Annotated in this window: 12 protein-coding genes and 1 pseudogene; 4 read left to right on the forward strand and 9 right to left on the reverse strand. The window is 62.3% G+C overall.

Annotation, left to right across the window (positions count from 1 at the left end):
• Positions 1-480: 480 nt before the first annotated feature.
• The 3 genes from ACSSV8_RS16665 to ACSSV8_RS16675 form a co-directional block, all read right to left on the reverse strand.
• The gene (locus ACSSV8_RS16665) at positions 481-4,710 is read right to left on the reverse strand and encodes a sacsin N-terminal ATP-binding-like domain-containing protein (RefSeq protein ID WP_454283202.1); all 4,230 of its coding nucleotides are present in this window, start codon (positions 4,708-4,710) and stop codon (positions 481-483) included.
• A 119-nt stretch (positions 4,711-4,829) separates the two neighbouring features.
• A complete protein-coding gene (locus ACSSV8_RS16670) occupies positions 4,830-5,159 on the reverse strand; it encodes a DUF4357 domain-containing protein (protein ID WP_454283203.1) in 330 nt (109 codons plus the stop codon).
• Positions 5,156-8,470: a TM0106 family RecB-like putative nuclease gene (locus ACSSV8_RS16675; protein WP_454283204.1), complete on the reverse strand. Its 3,315-nt coding sequence runs from the start codon at positions 8,468-8,470 to the stop codon at positions 5,156-5,158. The genes ACSSV8_RS16670 and ACSSV8_RS16675 overlap by 4 nt, the downstream gene beginning before the upstream one ends.
• Before the next feature lie 105 nt (positions 8,471-8,575).
• On the opposite strand from ACSSV8_RS16675, the gene ACSSV8_RS16680 reads away from it, so the two are divergent.
• The gene (locus ACSSV8_RS16680; protein WP_454283205.1) at positions 8,576-9,559 is read left to right on the forward strand and encodes a helix-turn-helix transcriptional regulator; all 984 of its coding nucleotides are present in this window, start codon (positions 8,576-8,578) and stop codon (positions 9,557-9,559) included.
• A gap of 26 nt (positions 9,560-9,585) precedes the next feature.
• Positions 9,586-10,251 (forward strand): hypothetical protein, encoded by a 666-nt coding sequence (locus tag ACSSV8_RS16685; RefSeq protein WP_454283206.1) that lies wholly within the window; start codon positions 9,586-9,588, stop codon positions 10,249-10,251.
• A gap of 30 nt (positions 10,252-10,281) precedes the next feature.
• Here ACSSV8_RS16685 and ACSSV8_RS16690 read toward each other — a convergent pair whose 3' ends face one another.
• From ACSSV8_RS16690 to ACSSV8_RS16700, 3 genes and pseudogenes are all read right to left on the reverse strand, one after another.
• The gene (locus ACSSV8_RS16690) at positions 10,282-10,656 is read right to left on the reverse strand and encodes a hypothetical protein (RefSeq protein ID WP_454283207.1); all 375 of its coding nucleotides are present in this window, start codon (positions 10,654-10,656) and stop codon (positions 10,282-10,284) included.
• Between the two features lie 49 nt (positions 10,657-10,705).
• The gene (locus ACSSV8_RS16695) at positions 10,706-11,782 is read right to left on the reverse strand and encodes a DUF2793 domain-containing protein (RefSeq protein ID WP_454283208.1); all 1,077 of its coding nucleotides are present in this window, start codon (positions 11,780-11,782) and stop codon (positions 10,706-10,708) included.
• A 10-nt stretch (positions 11,783-11,792) separates the two neighbouring features.
• A pseudogene (locus tag ACSSV8_RS16700) lies at positions 11,793-14,717 on the reverse strand (baseplate multidomain protein megatron); the annotation flags it as partial.
• On the opposite strand from ACSSV8_RS16700, the gene ACSSV8_RS16705 reads away from it, so the two are divergent.
• A complete protein-coding gene (locus ACSSV8_RS16705) occupies positions 14,623-15,009 on the forward strand; it encodes a hypothetical protein (RefSeq protein ID WP_454283237.1) in 387 nt (128 codons plus the stop codon). The pseudogene ACSSV8_RS16700 and the gene ACSSV8_RS16705 sit on opposite strands and share 95 nt — an antisense overlap.
• Positions 15,010-15,045: 36 nt before the next feature.
• Here ACSSV8_RS16705 and tnpB read toward each other — a convergent pair whose 3' ends face one another.
• Together tnpB and tnpA are read right to left on the reverse strand one after the other, a co-directional pair.
• Complete coding sequence (tnpB, locus tag ACSSV8_RS16710; RefSeq protein WP_454283209.1) at positions 15,046-15,399, reverse strand: IS66 family insertion sequence element accessory protein TnpB; 354 nt, start codon at positions 15,397-15,399, stop codon at positions 15,046-15,048.
• The gene (gene tnpA, locus ACSSV8_RS16715) at positions 15,396-15,824 is read right to left on the reverse strand and encodes an IS66-like element accessory protein TnpA (protein ID WP_454283210.1); all 429 of its coding nucleotides are present in this window, start codon (positions 15,822-15,824) and stop codon (positions 15,396-15,398) included. The genes tnpB and tnpA overlap by 4 nt, the downstream gene beginning before the upstream one ends.
• A gap of 428 nt (positions 15,825-16,252) precedes the next feature.
• Between tnpA and ACSSV8_RS16720 the strand changes: the two genes are divergently transcribed.
• Positions 16,253-16,732 carry a DUF4357 domain-containing protein gene (locus ACSSV8_RS16720; protein WP_454283211.1) on the forward strand — a complete coding sequence of 160 codons (480 nt, stop codon included), beginning with the start codon at positions 16,253-16,255 and terminating at the stop codon, positions 16,730-16,732.
• 369 nt (positions 16,733-17,101) lie between these two features.
• Here ACSSV8_RS16720 and ACSSV8_RS16725 read toward each other — a convergent pair whose 3' ends face one another.
• Positions 17,102-17,803 (reverse strand): VIT1/CCC1 transporter family protein, encoded by a 702-nt coding sequence (locus ACSSV8_RS16725; protein WP_454283212.1) that lies wholly within the window; start codon positions 17,801-17,803, stop codon positions 17,102-17,104.
• Between the last annotated feature and the right edge of the window lie 18 nt (positions 17,804-17,821).

Below are 17,821 nucleotides of genomic sequence, written 5' to 3' on the forward strand. Positions count from 1 at the left end.
TTCAGTGTATCTGCTTGTCTTCATTCGAATTCTCCTCGTTCATCTTGCCGAGAAAATTCTACTTTTGAAGCCCCTTAATTTCGGGGGGGATTACCGCTCGATCTCGCGCATCACCGCGTCGCTCGGTTGATCGTCCTCATCGGGTTCATCATTGAGCATGCTTCGAGGCTATGCGGCAGGGCTGACTCCAATCAAGGGAGTTCACTACCCCTGAGGGGTTTTTGCCTCCAAGGGTCGGCATTAATGTGGTCTTAAATGTGGTTTGTAATCAGTTTTTCCTCATGATTATTGTTTATTTTCAAATGTCTAAAGGGATTTTTTGGCGGAGGGGACGGGCCTGAAATCTAACCTTCTCCACCCCGCAAACCACTGATTTTATTGTAGTAAATTACACCTCACTTCAGCCTGTGGTTTTGCACCGAGAGTTTTGCACATCGCGATGCTGACATGGAAGAGCGGCATCCACCCTATCTCCTGCCTTCAAGTTTGTTTTGCAGCAGCAACGTGCGCTTCGGGCTGCTCTTCTACTAGGGGCTCGGCGACGACCAAGTCAAATTCCTCTCGTCCGTTCACCTTGTCGACCAACAATTCTCTTTCGGTCCGTATCGCTTCTCCCCGAGCAGAAGGGTTGCGCACTACAGTCAGTTGGGCTTGATCGCGACCTCCTTCGCTAAAGCTGATCCGATATATGAAGTATCGTTCACCCAGGTTGTTTGCGGCTAGCCATTCATTGTCCGAAAATCGAACACTACCGGACTTTGTCTCGATAAAACGGCTGACCAGTTCGATTCTTGTTGGATTCTTCAAGAATGCCGAACGATCCCCTTCGCTGTCAAAAGTCAGATAGTCACAGCCAAAAGCCCTTGTGCCCTGCAAGTGGGCAACCAGCTGGGGCCATCGGCCGTTGGCGCGTTCGAACGCTGCAGTCCAATGCTCCGCATCCGCCGCACGGTGTGGGTCAGTACCATTTGGACTTGGGACGTGACCTGTAGGCCCTGAAACGCGTAGCGTGCGCCGCGGGAAAGACGCGCGCTCCAACGATGTATTGTTCTGCGGCTGACGCTCTTGAACAGTCAACTCGACCTCGGACGGTTTGGCTCCACTTTGAACCTCGTCCGGGTCTGGCCCCAACTCGTCGTTCCCGCTATCCGCAGAGGATGAAGCTAGCCCACCGCGCGACTTGCTCGCGGCCGCTGCCGGCCCGGCAGCCAACGTCTCCGCATCCACGTCAGGTGCAAACGGAGAGACAAATGCGTGATCGATGCCTCCGATCAATGAAGCAAGTTCTTCCTCGCTAAATGAAGGTAGGGCGCGTTGAAGATGGGCGCGACGCAACGCGTCCGTAGAAGACGCCAAGAAAGGCATAAAATCTGCGCCGCTTTGTAGTTCAAAAAGCTCCGCAAGCCCATCCGCCACTGCATGGCATCCGAGATCCATCAACTCTTCAAAGCTTCTGGTGCCGTCGACCGTAATGATCAATGTGTCACCATCGAAGCTGTGACGCCATGGGTCCAATTTCTCGACGATCGTCGCGCCGTTGATTGACAGCTCCATCTCGGCATGAGACGCGACCTTAAGCTGAACTGCTTCTAGGCGACGTAGATGAGTGCCGTCAGGAGATAGCGCTTTGCGCAGGGCCGCTATGTAAGGCCTCGATAGATCAAAGCGTGACCGCAAAGTGATGGAATCGCCCTCAACAACCTCATCCACGGAGTAAATCCTGAGATTGAGCGCATCCTTCTGCAGTGTGGAGACGCCGAAACGCGCCATCACCTGTTTAGCATTCCGACGAGACGGTAAATCGAGGAGTCGCAGGTGGGACTTTGCAACGGAAGGAAAGTCATCACGCTGGGCGTAAAGAACTCCCTCCCGTTCAGCCCAAACTCGGCGTCCTCCAAACTGGACAGGTAGTTTCCCTTCTGCACGAAATGTAATTCCGTCCACTCCCCCACGCTCCGGGTCGAACGTTTCTCGTTCCAAGATCTGGAGAAAAAGTCTGCTCCCTATCTCTGGCTTGATCTGCCGTGCTGGAAGTGAAGCAAGAAGCCGATACACCTGTGATTCGGGGAGGTCATCCAGATTTCGCACCACGCCTGCACGCTCAAGGCCTCTTCGCCAATGTGCCTTATCGAGTCCGAATTCTATCTCGCTAGTCGAACTGCGTGCACGGGGTGCCTGGAATAGTGCGGAGAGAACCCCCGGCTCGATCATCGCGTCTCTTGGAGCATAGCGCAGTCCGTCTTGGCAATCGAGCCATGCACTCGTCTGGATATCGAGATGAACCGTGTTGGGAAGAGTTCCCGGATATGCCCGAAACTTTGATAAGCCATTTTCTCGAGCTTCCAACCTGATGCTGAAAGCCGGAATGGGGGCAAGTGGATCAAGCCGAGGATCATGAGCGAGCCATGCTAGAATGGCCTCGGCTGGTGCATCGCTGAGAATACGTTCAAGTCCGTCGACGGTGTCATGAGTTGCATTGACCGTGTAGCCCCAAGAGAGATCCGATCTCTTAATCTCTCTTGAGGTTTTTCCGTCGGTGACCTGAAAGTTCTCTGGTACCGCGTCAATCACCGATTGACGCCATTTGACAGGCAGAGGCCCGTTTATCTTTCGCGGCCAAGGATTAATGCCAAGCCATATAAGGAACTCGACCAAATCATCAGGCTCTTCGTCGAAGCCATTTTCAAGTGGGGTGCCGATGAGGAGTTCGGGCTGACCAGGATACAGAGCCGCCGTGGTGCGTCCAACTATTCCGTAATCCTCAGAGAGATGGACGGTTGTTATGTCGCGCCATTGTCCCTCTTTGCATCGTACCCGAAAAACCCCTTGAGGCGTGTTTCGGCCCCGGTCATGCAGAGAGTAGACGGTGGCCAAAAAACTCGCTTGCAGATGGTCGGGGTTGCTTCGCTTCTTCCTCAGAAGATCCGTTACTCTGCTGCGAAGCGCCGCGATGACGGCTTCTGCGCTGTACTCGACGACACGGAACCCTTTCAGCGAGTGGATTTTGTCGCGGACGACGTTTCCCGATGCCTCAGCCAGAAGTTCGGTCCAAAGCTCTGGATGGATGAAGCGCGCGTTCGCCCATTCGGGAAGCCCGTGTCGTTTGGCTTCGTCGGAGGGAGGGGGAAATGCCGTGGCCGTCGATGACATTTCCTTGCCTTTGATGTCGACCAACAAACGCCGATCATGTTGGTCTTCCGGAAAGGCTTTCGCGATACCCACTATTGCCTTTGCGCGCTCGGAGAAACTGAGGTCTGCGTCCCGAAGTGTATTTAGAATATCTTTCGTGCTCACCATCGGCACACCCAGTTCGTGCCTCAGGAGCACCTCTGCAGCGGTTGAACTGACGCTGGCGAGTTGGCCGAAAAGTCGTGCTGGCAGGTATCCAGCATAATTTATTGGACCAATTCGTGCTTTGTCGGGTTTGCGCCAAACACGATCCATACTCCGCACGATGGGTAGATCTTTTGCCCGCAGCCATGCGGCCTCTGCGACTGGTTTCAGCGCGTCTGGAAATTCTTGATGCGCAATAAGCCAGTCCAACGGTTCGGCAATGCGGCCCGTTTTGCGGAGTTCGGTGAGCATCTCGGCGTGTAAACGACCAAGAGCTCGCAGAACCTCGATGTTGTGCTGCGAATCTTCATTGATCGTCTTGCGGCTAGAGTCGAGTTCCAGTGTGGCGTGGAAGAGGCCTGAGAACGGTAGCGGCAGAGAGGTTGGGAAGAAGCTGTGCAACTTGCCAGGCGCGTTCGTTTCACCAGACCTTATGGCTATGGCGAGTTCAAATTCCCGTACGTTTTCTCCCTCTCCAATAGTACCTACTCGTTGCCTGACAATCCAATCTTGAGTGCTGGCCTCCGAACCACATTCGAGCAACAGCGATATATCGCCGTCGTCTTTCACACCCTTTGTCCATCTCTTCTCATCGTAGTTGGGCAGTCGAATGCAGATTTCGTCCAACGCTCGGACGAACAAGAGAAAGCTAGGCTGGAACTGAGTTGCTTGCTCAATGACTCTCTTCAGTGCCTTGGTGCTGCCGAGAGGTGCGGCGATAACTGTGTCGTATCCATCTTCTCGAAGTCTACGGGCATGCTGCAGAACCGCCTGCGTGCCGCATTCACCTAGTGAGTCCAGTTCCGCACCGGTGGCGGGAAAAACAAGCAATGGCGGTAAGTTGGGATTCTCTCCGCTGAAGCTGGCAGCAATCTCAGCGTTCTGATGAGCTAGTTCAGCAACCACGGCGCGTGCATGGGTCCGCGAGAACCCCAACTCAAGCACACCACTGCTGATGATGGGGGCCTCAGTCCAATTCAGGATCGCACGAAACCCTAGCCCCTTCGCGCCGATCATGCGCGCCGCGCGCGTTAGCTTGTCGCTGGTGTGTGCCGTCATCAGGGACGCGACACCACCTCTCCGGAACGGCTGCCCGGTGTTGGCGACGTATAGTGCATCCTGCGTCACCTCGATTAGGACTCGTCCTAATCCACCCATCTCACTTGCTGCGTCGGCCGCGTTTTGAACAAGCTCCAGAAGCTCGCGACCAGCATAGTCTGCCGTGGTCTGCTTTTCGGTGCGTGAATGCCCTAAAAGGAAGGCGGGTTTCTCGAGGTACGCCTTGCACGTAGATTTCAGCTCAGCTGCAATAAACGTAGCCCAAGCCTCGCCTGTCATGTGCGTTTCGTGCGCTCTGGCGCTGATCTCTTGGTTCACGGACATTGAGTGCATCTCAGGCCGCGCCGCATAAGACTGTTTTCATTTAATCTGTTGCCAGAACTTACACTATTCATTTGCTCGCCTAACGTTTGAATCTATCACCGCGAACAGGACGGTTAGCCGATTGCTTCCTTGATCGTCTTTCCATCACAGGGCCTGCGCCAGCTTTGGGGTCCGCTGCAGTTTCCATCCTTGACGACGCCCCCGGCCACACTGGAGCTGCTGAAGAGGTGATCGCGCGAAAAACGATACAGGTCCGGGTCACTGTCCGGGACGAGGACCCCTTGCCGAACCAGACGGTCGCGCTCCTCGCGATCCCGCTTCACACGAGGGGAGCCTTCCCGCATCGCCGTCGAGCCCTTGCGGACAAGGAAGCCACCGGCATCGGGGCGGCCATAGGCCTGAGCCTTCTGCGGACGCATTACAAACCAATCGTTCTCGCTCATGCATTTGCTCTTTCGTTCTGTCTGAATACTGGCAGAGCACAGAGCGTGTTCACCAGTCGCATCTGCTCGACCGTCTCGCATTTCGCCGCGCGCAGGCGCGGCGCGCCGAAGACCAGCGCCAGCCCCTTGGCGCGCGAGACCGCCACGTTGATGCGGTTGAGGGAGAACAGAAACTCCATCCCGCGCGGCGATTCCTCGGCCGATGAGGCGGTCATCGAGACCAGGCAGACGGGCGCTTCCTGGCCTTGGAACTTGTCCACGGTGCCGACGCGAATGCCCTCGGGCAGCGCGTCACGCAGGGCGTTCACCTGTGCGTTGTAGGGTGCGACGACGATGATGTCCGATTGCCGCATGGAACGCGTGGTGCCGTCCTTCTCGGTCCATGTGCCCGTCAGCAGTTCATGAGCGGCAGCCTGGATCGCCACGACTTCCTCTGGCGCGATCTGGGCATTGCCCTCATGCCGGACCGGCACCCAGAACGCACCCGCTGCCGGGAACGACGTGCCGGTCACAGCCTGACGGGCGGTGTCGGGGTGGCTGGTCAGTCGCCCCTCATAGACCTGATCGGAAATGAACCGGCAGACGTCTGGGTGCATCCGGCGCGAGACGGGCAGGAATATACCCCGATCCGGCGGCACCGTCGCATGATCGCCCAGCATCCAGTCGAGACAGGATAGGTTCGCGGGGTCCGGATGCGCCCCTTGAATCACCTGAGGCAACTGGCGCGGGTCGCCGACCAGCACGATGTTGCGCGCAGCGCGGCCCATGGCCACCATGTTGGCAAGGCCGACCTGTCCCGCCTCGTCCACGAAAATCCAGTCAAAGGCCTGCTCGAACTCCGGGCGCGCAAAGAACCAGGCGGTGCCGCCGATGACATGGGCATGGTCCAGCGCCGGATCGTCGTTCGACGTGGCGCGCGTGATGCCAGTGAAGTCGTCGGGATAGCCGTCCTCACCCATACCGACCTTGTGGGCCAGTTCGGCGTTTTCCAGAGTGATGTCGGGGTCGTCCTCTTCCAGCGCAGCAAGGCAGCCCATCAGCACGTTGCGAATGGCCTCGTGACTGTTCGAGGCCACGCCAACGCGGTGACCCTTGCGCACCAGCGACAGGATCGCGCGCGCGGTGACGTAGGTCTTGCCCGTGCCCGGTGGCCCCTGGATCGGCAGCACGGTGCCATCCATCGCGGCCACGACGGCAATCGTGCCAACAACCGGTTCAGCGCCCTCCAGCAGGTCAGGCTTCGCACCGGTCGTCAGGCGCGGTGCCGCGCGAGACAACAGATCGTCGACGGCCGTGAATCGGCGCGGCCCGCATTGATCGGCAATCACATCCCGCAGGGCGGCGGCGATAACGTCGGTTTTGAGCGGCCAGTCCGGGTGGAGCGTCAGACGGTCCGTCAGAAGATGCCCCTTCGCTGTCCCCGCCTTGAGGGTAATCTCGCGCGCGGCCCGGTCCAGAGCGGCGATGCTGATCGTGGCGGGCGGCCCGTCGAACACCGGCACTGTCGCCGATCTGCCGCTGCGCAGTTTCGTCTCTTGCGGCGGGAAGCGATAGGTGCGTGCCATCGAGCGTTTCACGGGTTCCGCCGCGCCCACGGCTTCGAGCCCGGCAAGGGCGTCGAGATCGTCGATCAGATCATCCTCGTCCTTGGCCGCACTGTCGAACACCGCCCATTGTGCGGGCTTTGCCTCGCGCTTGTGGAAGAGGCCGAGGTCGAAAAGCATGTCCTGCCGGTCTTGCGGCAAGCCCGAGGCGGCGAGGCCCGCGCGCAAGGCCTGCCTGTCGGCATCCTCCTCCACCTCCTTGTCAGCGGCATCGGGGGCAAGCACCGGCGAGGGGCCATCTGGTCGCACGCCCACCAGCCAGTTGCGCAATTCCTCGGTCGAGATGCAGTCAACGCGATTGTAATCCTCGATCTCATCAAGGATCTGCTGATCGCCGGTTTCGCGCCACCGTTCATAGGCCACGACCGAGCCGCCGGCCGTCTTCACCTCGCCGTCGCGCTTGAGGTCATAGAAGGCCTCCATCGACTTGATGGAATAATTCGGCTCCGACCCGATCAGCCCGCCGCGCACGACGGCGAAGAGATCGACAAAGCGACGTTCGCGCAAAAGCCGGTCAAGGAAAGACTCGCCGATGCCGTATTTCGTGGTCAACCGCTTGAGCGCGGTGATTTCATAGGCGGCATAGTGATAGATGCGCGCGCCCGGATATGCCGCGAGGCGGGCGCGGAAGAACTCCATCAACTCAGACAGCGCCCGCGCCTCGGCGGCATGGTCGTGCGCCCAGAACGCACGGAACTGACCGTCGCACCAGACGCCATGCAGATATTCCAGACCGCCCTCAAAATGCGGATCGCCTTCGATGTCGTAGAACAAATCGCCCGGCTGCGGCCCTGGCAGAAGATCGAACCCTTTGCCCGGCTCCGGCGTGCGCAACTCATGGGCAGGCGGCCCTTGCTTGCGGGCCTGTTGCAGGCGGGCCTGCGTGACAAGGCGGAGGCGCGTGTTTTCCGCCATGCCGCGGATCGGATGATCGAGGCTGGCGAGGGCTTCCATGGTCTGGATACCCGCTGCTTCCAGCTTCTTGACCTGTCCACGGCTGACGTTGGCGACATTGAACAGGCTGTCCTCGGCTTGCCAGACATCGGCGCAATGATCGCCCCAGCGGCAGAGGCTGCAATCGGCGCAGGGCACGGGGCGTGTCGGCTGCGGATCGGCGATGAACCCTTCAAGCCGCGCGCGCGCCATGCGGGCATAGGCGGCATAATCGGCCAGCCGCAGCGTCGCACGGGTGCCGTCGCCCAATTCGACATGGGCGAACTCCGGTGCCACACCCTGAATCTCGGTCAGCAGGTCGGAATAAAGCACAAGTTGCAGCACATGTTTGGGGTGCGGCCGGCGCTTCAGTTTGGTGTCGGCCACCTCATAGCTGAACGCCCCAAGCGCCGAGGGGCGATCGACTCGTTCCAGGAAATCCGACCAGCCACCCCAGTTGCCTGACAGGAAAGCGCCCTGGAACACGACATCGGGGCCCGCCGCTAGCGCCGCACGGGTGGCTTCGGCATTCTGTGCCAGATCGCCGTGCGCCACCTCCATCACGTCTTTGCCCGATGCTTTCAACCGCCCCAGATGCGCCGCTTCATGGGCATCGCCCTGCTTTTGCAGAAGTGCGGCGTCTTCGCTGTCCTCGCGCGGCTCGGGGCCGGTGCCGCGCATATGCGCCAGATCGAGGGTCGTCGCGTGCGCGCATCCCATGAAGCGCATGAGATCCGAGGCGGACAGGAAGGTGCGGCCGTCGAGGGTCCTCATTAATGCTCCAATACTTGCGACACCCGATCCCCGAGGGAATCACCTCGACAGACCGCAAGTCCATCAATAACTTAGGATGGTGTCAATTTCTGGCATGGAGGTCAAATGTCTTTCGCCAAGGCCCAGGATCTGATCCGTCTTGCCCGGATGGCCGCCGCGCGGCGCGGGGGCATCAGCCTTGAGGATATCTGCACCGAATTCGACGTCTCGCACCGCACCGCGCAGCGAATGACCGAGGCGCTGGAAGGGGCCTTTGCCAATGTCACGATCACCGATGCCGAGGATCGCCGACGCTATTGGCGGCTGGCGGCACCCCCGCCCGAACGGCTGCAACCGCGACAGGAAACCACCGTCGAGGCGCTGGAAATCGCCGCACGCACAGCCCGGGACGAGGCAAGACTGCGCCATGCCCGCGCGCTTGAGGATCTGCGTGACGGGCTCTTGGCACGGCTGACCCCGCGTGATGCCTGCCGGTCCGAGGCCGACGCCGAGGCGGTGCTGGCGGGGCTCGGCCAGGTCATGCGCCCCGGTCCGACCGTCGCCCTGCGACCCGAGGTGACGGAGGCGGTGATCGAGGCGCTGCGCGGACCGTTTCGCCTGCGCGTCACCTACGGATCGGCGGACGCGGTACCCCGGATGATCGAGCCGCACGGGCTGCTGCTCGGGCACCGCAGCTACCTTGTGGCGCGGCAGCCCGCGCGCGGCGAGACGATGCTGAACTTTCGCATGGACCGGATCCATGCCGCCGAAGTGCTGGACGAAAGCTTTGCCTTCGCGCCGGGGTTCGACCTGGGCCAATACGCCGCGCAAGCCTTCGGCGTCTATCAGGACCCGGCGCAATACGGCGAGGTGATCTGGCGTTTCGTCCCCGAGGCCGCCGGGCGCGCCGCCGAATTCCGCTTTCACCCAACACAGGTTCTGGAGCCGCAGGATGACGGAAGCCTGATCGTCCGGTTCAGCGCGGCGGGATGGCTGGAAATGGCCTGGCATCTCTATCAATGGGGCGACAAGGTCGAGGTGATCGCGCCGGAGGGGCTGCGCGCCCTCATTGGCGGCTATCGGCGGTCGGATTTCGACGCCTTGCCGTGAACAGAGTTTCTGGAAGGGATTGAAGGATGACGGATGTTCTCGACCATGCCGGCCTGAAAGCCAAACAGCGCGCCATTCGCGCGGGTTTTCCCGAAACCATGGGCCTGCGCGCGCATCGCGCGATCAGCTGGATCGGTCGCGCAGAGGCATGCGGCGAAGATGACGACGCCCGCTTCATCTTCCTCTGGATCGCGTTCAATGCCGCCTATGCGGATGAGCGGGAATTCCAGTCGGCGGTCCCCGGCGAGCGTGCCGCCTTCGTCGACTATTTCGGCAGGCTGGTGGCGCGCGACGAGGGGCGACGCATCTACAGGGCGCTGTGGCAGCGGTTCTCGGGGCCGGTGCGGATGCTCATGGAAAACCGCTATGTCTTCAATCCGTTCTGGCAGCATCACAACGGAATCGACGGGTTCGAGGATTGGGAAGAGAAGTTCAGGGCCTCGTCGCGCAGCTTCGCGCAAGCGTTTCAGGCGGGCGACAGCGTCCGCGTCCTGAGCTTCGTCTTCGACCGGCTCTATGTCCTGCGCAACCAGCTCGTCCATGGCGGGTCGACCTGGAACAGCGGGGTCAACCGCGCGCAGGTGCGCGACGGCGCCGCGATCCTCGCCTTCCTGATGCCGGTCTTTGTCGATCTGATGATGGTCAATCCGCAGGCGGATTGGGGGCGGCCTTTCTATCCGGTCGTCGAATGAGGCGCACGAGGCGCGTGTCGCCGAACGGATTCACCGGTCGGGTTTCACCTGAGCGCCTGTCATCCGGATATCAATCTGCGGATCTTCCCATTTCCCGGCCACCGTCAACCATCGTTCGATTTCCTCACGAAGGCCGGGCTCGTCGGACTTGAGGTGGAATGTGTAGAGGCGATTGACGATGTCGCGCATCAAGGCGCGCATTTCGTCGTCGTCGATGCGGGAGACATCTTTCCAGGGGATCCGGTTGCCGTCGGCGTCAATGACGGTAACATCGCTCCCGTCGCCGGTTCGGCTGGTGGGCACCTGTCCGGCATGCAGATCTTCGAGCCGACTATTGCGAACGCAGATTATCGCCATCGCCTTGGCGAGGTAAGCCGCAATCCGCTTTTCATCTTCCTCATTCATGAGGCAAGCATATCGGCGGCAAGGTTCGGCAGCCAGCGATTCATCATGATCACCCGGCCTTGCAGCCCCAGAAGGACGTCTGCTCGGCCGCGAAGAAGCCATCCGCGACCCGGAAATACCCTTGCAGCTCGACGGTATCGCCCGCAGTGAGCGGCACCATGGTCTGCAGCCAGAGCGCGGTGGCGAGCGAGACGTGGCTGCCGCTGGTCTCGCCGAAGGAGCCGCGGATTTCCGTCGTGCCGTTCAGCACCAGCCGTCCGCGCATGCGGGCCGTGGTGCTGGCGTTGACCTTGTAGAGCAGCGTCGCGCCGAAGAGGTAGGTGCCGTCTGCGGGCGCGACGAAGCGGTTGTTGGCGGCGTCGAAGGCGCCCTGATCGTTGTAGTCGGTGTTGTTGATGGCGATCTTGGTCCAGGTGTCGACGCCGACATAGTTGTCGAAGTTGGTGTATGCCTTGAAGCGTGGCAGTCGGGGCTGGTCGGCGATGCCGGTGGCGTTGTCGACGCTCAGCCCGTCGAGGAAGGTGCTGCCGTCGGAGGAGACAGCGAGCCGGAACCTGTCCGACCCGAAGAGGCCGAGCAATGCGCGGGTAGAAAAGCCGGTCTGGAGCGTCAGCCCGAGATCGTCGCCCTCGGCCTCCTTGTTCATGGTGTAGAAGAGATCGCCGGTGCCGCCCTCGGCCCCGGTCTTCGCCGTCCAGAGCGCAGCGTTGAGCTTGGCCGAGAACGGATTGGCGGCGTCGGCTGTCGTGCCCAGCCCCAGCAGCGAGAGATTTTGCAGCGCTGCGGGTGTGGTGCCGATCCAGCCTGAGCCGTCGTAGACCAGAAGCAGATTCTCGTCCTCGACCCACGCCCGCCACCCCGCTCGGGGCGGCAGGCGGAGCCAGGCGCCGTCGGTCCAGAGCGCGACGTTCAGGTCCCAGCCAGCCCAGTCGCCGGTGCCGACGCTGCCAACGATGTAGCGGTCGCCAGCGGCGGAGCTACCGGGCGGGGTGGTCAGATCCCGGTCCTTGACGGAGAGCTGGACGAGCCCGTCGAGGATCCGCAGCGCCTCGTTGTGGGTGACGTGCTTCTGCGCCTGTGCCGCCAGGATGTAGGGCAGGAGCAGGTTCGTGGTGGCATCGGCCATGATCTATCCTTCAGAAACTCAGCGTGACGGTCTTCGGCGCGCCCCGGCCGATGCGGGCGGAGAGCTGGAAGATGCGGATGTCGAGCGTGTCGCCGGGGCCGAGCGGCGCGCCCCAATCGGTAGTCTGGTCGGCGGCAGAGTAGACCGCGCTGGTGCTGGCAGTGGATAGGGTCCGTTTCACGACCGCGCCGTCGAGGATCTCGACCTCGTAGGCCTCGGCTTCTTCGGCAAGCGGCGCGTCGACCGTGCCCCAACTGTCGGCCGAAAGCGCGCGAGACCGCCGCGTCCAGCGGATCGTCATATCGCCCGGCGTGCGCGGCCTGCGCCATGGCTGCTCGACATGCGCGACCGAGAACGGCCGTAGCCCCACGCCCTCGGGCGTGAAGCTGGTGGCGACATAGGTTTCGTCGCTGACCGGGCGGCTGGCGGGACCGATGCGCCAGTTCCACGGCAGCCCGAGATCGGCCTCGGCGATCGGCAGCGAGGCGAGCGTGCTTTCCAGCACCACGACCCGCGCGCCTGCGGGGGCCGGGTTGCCCATGGCGCCCTCGGTGCCGCGCAGGCCGCGCAGCAGGCGGGTCAGGCGATAGCGGCCCGGCGCCAGCAGTTCGGCCGCCCCCGCCTGGACGATCTCCCAGGTTCCCGGCGCGCTCTCGATGGCGAGTGCGTTGGCGCCGCCGAACAGCGCCAGATCCGTGACGCTCTCCAGCGTGCCGGTGAGCAGATCGACGATCAGGACGTTGCCCAGATCGAAGCGCGAGACGGAGCCGGACCAGAAGTCGAACGCCAGCGCCCCGATCCGCGCCCGGCCGCCCAAACTGGTCAGCAGATCGAAGCCATCGGTCGCGGGGCTGCGGTAGACAGCCATCTCGCCCGGCCAGGGAACGGCGTGGGCCACAATGAACGGCCGGTGCGCCGACTGGTCCTCGCCGATCTGCGGCAGGTCCATCAGCACCGCCTCCGGCGGGCCGAACACGATGGCCTTCGAGAGCGCCGTGGTCCGGGCCTGCCCGGGCGGCAGATCGTAAGCCTCGCGATCCTGGCGCACGGCCTCGATGCCGCGCGCCCCGGCGTCGGCGACCGAGACGAGACGCAGATCGACCAGCCGCCCGTCATGGTCGAGCGCCACCACATCGGCCGGGTCGAGCGCGAGGCGCGAGGGTGGCAGGCGGAACGCGGCGCCCTCGCGGCCCACCCACGCCTCCATCAGCGCCCGGCGGGCGCGGCGCTCGGCCTCCTCGGGCGGCACCGCCATCGGGAAGGTCTCCGAGGCAACGCGGCCCGTGTCCACGGTGATGCGCCGCGCCTCGACGACGGCGGCGTCGTAATCCTCGTCGGCGCGCGCGATCTGCCATTTCAGGGCCTGCGGCAGTTCGGTCTCCTGGCCCCGCGTCAGTTCGAGCACGTCGCCGTCGCGGGCCCCGCTGCCTGCGTTCGGGGCGACCAGATCGTCGGGCGTGACGGTGGCGACCGCCGCCCGGCCGCGCATCATGAAGCGGATCACGCCCTCGGTTTCGACGGCATCAAACCCGAAATGCCGGGCGAGCGGCGCGATCGAGGCGCGCGGGGATTCGAGCGCGGTGATCACGTAGCCCTCGACCGCGCCCCAGAGGCCGGAGACGTCGACCATCGCCTCGGGCAGACCGGCGCGCAGGCAGAGATGGCGCACCAGCGCCGCCAGCGATACCGCGCCGAGCCGACCGGTCAGCCAGTGTCCGCGCCGCCAGTTCGCCCCGTCGGTCCAGACATCACTGAGTTCGGGGAAGAACGGATAGGGCCGCGCGTCCCAGGTCCAGGCGGCGCATTCGGGGAGATGGACCATCGGGCCACCGTAGACATTGGAGACCGGGTTGTTCGCGACCTCGCCCCAATGCAGATATGTCGCCTCGAGATAGGCCCGCTGGATGGCATCGTCGCGCCAGCCCCGCGAGAAATGCGGCACCGCGCTTTCCGCCGACTTCGGATCGACGAAGACGTTGGGCTGGTTGGTGCCCCGGTCGATGGCGGGGCAGCCGAGTTCGGTGAACCAGATCGGCTTGGATTGCGGCGCCCATGCCGTGGGCACGGCGCTCTCCACCCCGCCCGGGCGATCGAAATGCGCGTTCGACCACCAGGCGCGCAGATCCTTGAAACGAAACACCCACGGTTTGCTGGCGGCGCCGTTGGTGATCGGCGTCCTCACCTGCGCGGCGCGGTCGGCGTCGGAGGCATAGAACCACTCGAACCCTTCGCCGCCCGCGATGTTCGACTGCAGATAGGTCCGGTCGTGGATCGCGGGCCAGCCCTCGTTCGGGGGCTCGCTCGAACCGATGGCGCTCGCCCCCTCACCATCGAGATGCTCAAATCCGTCGCGCCAGTCCGAGAGCGGCATGTAGTTGTCGATGCCGATGAAATCGATGTTCGCGTCCGTCCAGAGCGGATCGAGATGAAAGAATACGTCGCCGCTGCCGTCCGCCGGCTGGTGGCCGAAATACTCCGACCAGTCGGCGGCATAGCCGATCTTTGTCGACGGCCCGAGGATCGCACGCGCATCGGCCGCGAGCATCTGAAACTCCTGCACCGCAGGATAGCTGTCGCCGTCCGAGCGGACGGTGGTCAGCCCGCGCATCTCCGAGCCGATCAGGAAGGCATCCACGCCACCCGCCGCCGCGCAGAGATGGGCGTAGTGCAGCACCATCCGGCGCAGGCCCCAGTCGTCGGCGGCGCCGGTATAGCTCACCGCTTCTCCCGCAACCGCAAAATCGCCGACCGCGGCTTCCCCGAAGAGCGCCGAAACTTGCGCCGCGGCCGTGGCGGTCCTGTCGACGGTCCCGGCAAAGCCCGCCGCCGGAGCGACGGTGATGCGCCCGCGCCAGGGGAATGCGGGCTGGCCGATCCCGGCGGCGTTGTCGGAATACGGATCCGGCAGGGTGTTCCCGGGCGGCACGTCCATCAGCGGCAGCGTTTGCACCCGTTTTGGCGGCCTGTTGGTCTTTCTGCGCCTCGACCTCGGCCAGTGCGATCGACAAATCTTCAAACGCCAGCTGCCGCTCATCCTCGGTCAGCTTTTCCGACTTTTTGCCATGCAAAGCGTGGTTCAACTCGGCGATGAGATGCTCTTGCCGCCGCGTGATATTCTGAAGCAATGCGATCGTTTCCATCAACGCAGAAACGACCGCGCGCTGCGCGGCAGGTATGGTGGAAAGGTCTATGGCGGGTACAGTAATCATGCCCAAGGCTTACTATAAAACCCCAGTAAAAACACGCAAAATCAATCAGATGTTTCACTCTGCCGCAGCCGGTGGGCGTGTCTCCAGCGCCTTCACGCGGCGCCAGTCAAGCCCGGCAAACAGCGCCTCGAACTGGGCATGGTTCAGCGCCATCACCCCGTCCTTGATGGCGGGCCAGGTGAATGTCGCGTCCTCCAGCCGCTTGTAGGCCATCACCAGACCGGAGCCATCCCAATACAAAAGCTTCAGCCGATCCGCCCGGCGCGAGCGGAACACAAACACCGTGCCAGTGAACGGATCCTTGCGCAGCACAGATGACACGATTGCCGCCAGGCCATCGTGACCCTTCCTGAAGTCGACAGGCTGCGTCGAGACCAGAACCCGCACACGGTTCGACGGGAACATCATGACGACGACCCAATCGCCCGCACGATCTCGGCAATTCTTGTGGCTGTCGTGGCACCGTCCAGCCGGATTGTCACTTGGCCCAGGGCAATCTCGATGGATGCAGAGGGCGGCGCTTTGGACTTGCCCGGCTGCTCTGAAAGAACTGGCACAGGGGCAGCAGCGCCCCCGTCCGACAGCATGATCGGTGCGAAACAAAACCCATCCGCGTCCGCAGGCAAAACCAACCTTCCATCACGCGCCCGACTGCGCCATTCCGACAGATGGTTCGCCCGAAGCCCATACCGCGCAGCAACCGAGTTTACCGTCGCCCCCGGCTTCAGGCTCTCGGCCACAATCCGCGCCTTGATCTCATCCGGCCAGCGTCGCTGCCCGTTGGTCCGTATGTCCACCCCGTAGTCCCTGAGAAACTCCACCGTAGTCGCCATCGCGATACTCCCACCCAATCTCTAAACAGGAGCGGCATCGCAGGTCAGGCGAAAATCGGGAAGGTGCGGTCCAGGAAACGCTTACAGTAAGGGAGGCGTTTCCCGAAATTGAACGTCCTGGTGTTTACCTGCTCATTGGCTCAGACGAAAATGAACCCGACAGGCTGATCGCCTATATCGGCGAGTCTGAAGGCATTGGTTCGCGGCTCTACACCCACAATTCAAATGACGCAGGTCGTGACCCGAAGGCTTACTGGACCGACACCGTTGTACTCATCAGCAAAGATGAAAATCTGACAAAGAGCCACGCGCGATATGTGGAAGCTTGCCTAATCCGTGCGGTTGGAGGCAATCCACGGTGGCACGTCCCAAACAGCAAACGTCCTTCCGAAGATGCTGGCAAGCTCCCGCTGCCCGACAGGGCGGCCATGGAGGAGTTCGTCGACCAGACCAAGACGCTTGTAGGTGCTCTCGGATGGGATCTGTTCCGCGAGATGCGCGGCAGGGCCGCTGAACCGCTGGAGCAACTGACTACTACCGCTGACGATCCGAGCCCGGTTTTCTTTTTCAGGGGGGAAGGCTTCTCCGCGGAAATGGTGATCTCTCAATCGGGCGACTTTGTCGTGAAGGCAGGTTCAAAGGCCCGCGCACGCACTACGCCCACTATCCCTAAGGGCACTCTCGCGCTTCGGGAGACGCTTCTGAAATCGGGCGTCCTTCGCGCAGACGCCAGCACGTTGGTCTTCGCCAGCGACTACAGTTTCACATCAGCGTCTGCAGCAGCAGCAACGGTCATCGGAGCCAGCGCGAACGGACGCATACTGTGGAAGCTAGCCGATGGGCGATGCTACGCAGACTGGGAAGCAGAGGGCACGCTGCCCCAAGGCGAACCTGGGTCGAATGGATGAAGCGGGGTTGGATCACGGTCCCTTTTGCATGCGGATGGAATTCGCGAACGGTTGCCGCGCAAGATGAAAATTATGTGAATGAAATCATAGCGCTAACCCTCTGCACCATAGGGGTTTGGTTGACGGGTCCAGAGAATAACTGCCCTGAGAGACGGCCTTCAGCTCTGTTGACACTTGGGCCGGTTGACAGTTCTCCCTGCATAACCCTCGAAAACAACGGAAAAATCCGGCCGCAGACGGGTCGGGAGAACGCTTTCGCGGGGGCAAGTGGCGGAGGGGATGGGCCTGATATCCAACCTTCTCCACTTTAAGCTATTGATTTTGTTGATACCGTCGAGCGACTGCACCGCTGACTCCGCGCGACCTCGCCTAGCCGACCGCCACACCAAAGATCATACCCACCGCTGCGGTCGCGGCCATGGCAAGCGCGCCCCAGAACGTGACGCGAACGGCGCCCTTGACGATGCCCGCGCCGCCGACCGATGCCCCAAGTCCGCCGAGCACTGAAAGCGCGATCAGAGTGGTGACCGCGACGACGAGCGCGATCTGGGCCGCAGGAACCAGCGCAGCAATGATGAGCGGTATGACAGCGCCGACCGCAAAGGTCGCCGCAGACACCAAGGCCGCCTGGATCGGATGCGCGGTCACCGTCTCTGAGATGCCAAGCTCGTCACGCGAATGCGCGCCAAGCGCGTCCTTCTCGGTCAGCTGGATCGCGACCTGGCGCGCGAGGCCTTCGTCAAGCCCGCGCGCAACGTAGATGCGTGTGAGCTCGTCGAGCTCGGCCTCGGGTGTTTCCCTCAGTTCGCGGGTTTCGCGCGCGATGTCGGCCTGCTCTGCATCGGTCTGTGAACTGACGGAGACGTATTCGCCAGCAGCCATCGACATCGCCCCGGCGACGAGCCCGGCAAGACCCGCAATCAGGATCTCGGGACGCCCGGAACCTGCCGCGGCGACCCCGACGACGAGGCTCGCTGTGGAAACGAGGCCGTCGTTCGCACCGAGCACAGCGGCGCGCAACCAGCCGATGCGATGAACCATGTGGAATTCGGAATGGGAGAGTCTGCTCATCTCAAGAGGGCCTTCCGG

The sequence above is a fragment of the Roseovarius sp. MBR-79 genome (assembly GCF_053628555.1).

Excerpts from the sequence above, each read along its gene's own strand:
- ACSSV8_RS16670 (WP_454283203.1), bottom strand. The coding sequence starts at position 5,159 with ATGAGCGAGAACGATTGGTTTGTAATGCGTCCGCAGAAGGCTCAGGCC.
- ACSSV8_RS16675 (WP_454283204.1), bottom strand. The coding sequence starts at position 8,470 with ATGAGGACCCTCGACGGCCGCACCTTCCTGTCCGCCTCGGATCTCATG.
- ACSSV8_RS16680 (WP_454283205.1), top strand. The coding sequence starts at position 8,576 with ATGTCTTTCGCCAAGGCCCAGGATCTGATCCGTCTTGCCCGGATGGCC.
- ACSSV8_RS16685 (WP_454283206.1), top strand. The coding sequence starts at position 9,586 with ATGACGGATGTTCTCGACCATGCCGGCCTGAAAGCCAAACAGCGCGCC.
- ACSSV8_RS16690 (WP_454283207.1), bottom strand. The coding sequence starts at position 10,656 with ATGAATGAGGAAGATGAAAAGCGGATTGCGGCTTACCTCGCCAAGGCG.
- ACSSV8_RS16695 (WP_454283208.1), bottom strand. The coding sequence starts at position 11,782 with ATGGCCGATGCCACCACGAACCTGCTCCTGCCCTACATCCTGGCGGCA.
- ACSSV8_RS16705 (WP_454283237.1), top strand. The coding sequence starts at position 14,623 with ATGCGCCCGCGCCAGGGGAATGCGGGCTGGCCGATCCCGGCGGCGTTG.
- tnpB (WP_454283209.1), bottom strand. The coding sequence starts at position 15,399 with ATGATGTTCCCGTCGAACCGTGTGCGGGTTCTGGTCTCGACGCAGCCT.
- tnpA (WP_454283210.1), bottom strand. The coding sequence starts at position 15,824 with ATGGCGACTACGGTGGAGTTTCTCAGGGACTACGGGGTGGACATACGG.
- ACSSV8_RS16720 (WP_454283211.1), top strand. The coding sequence starts at position 16,253 with ATGGAGGAGTTCGTCGACCAGACCAAGACGCTTGTAGGTGCTCTCGGA.
- ACSSV8_RS16725 (WP_454283212.1), bottom strand. The coding sequence starts at position 17,803 with ATGAGCAGACTCTCCCATTCCGAATTCCACATGGTTCATCGCATCGGC.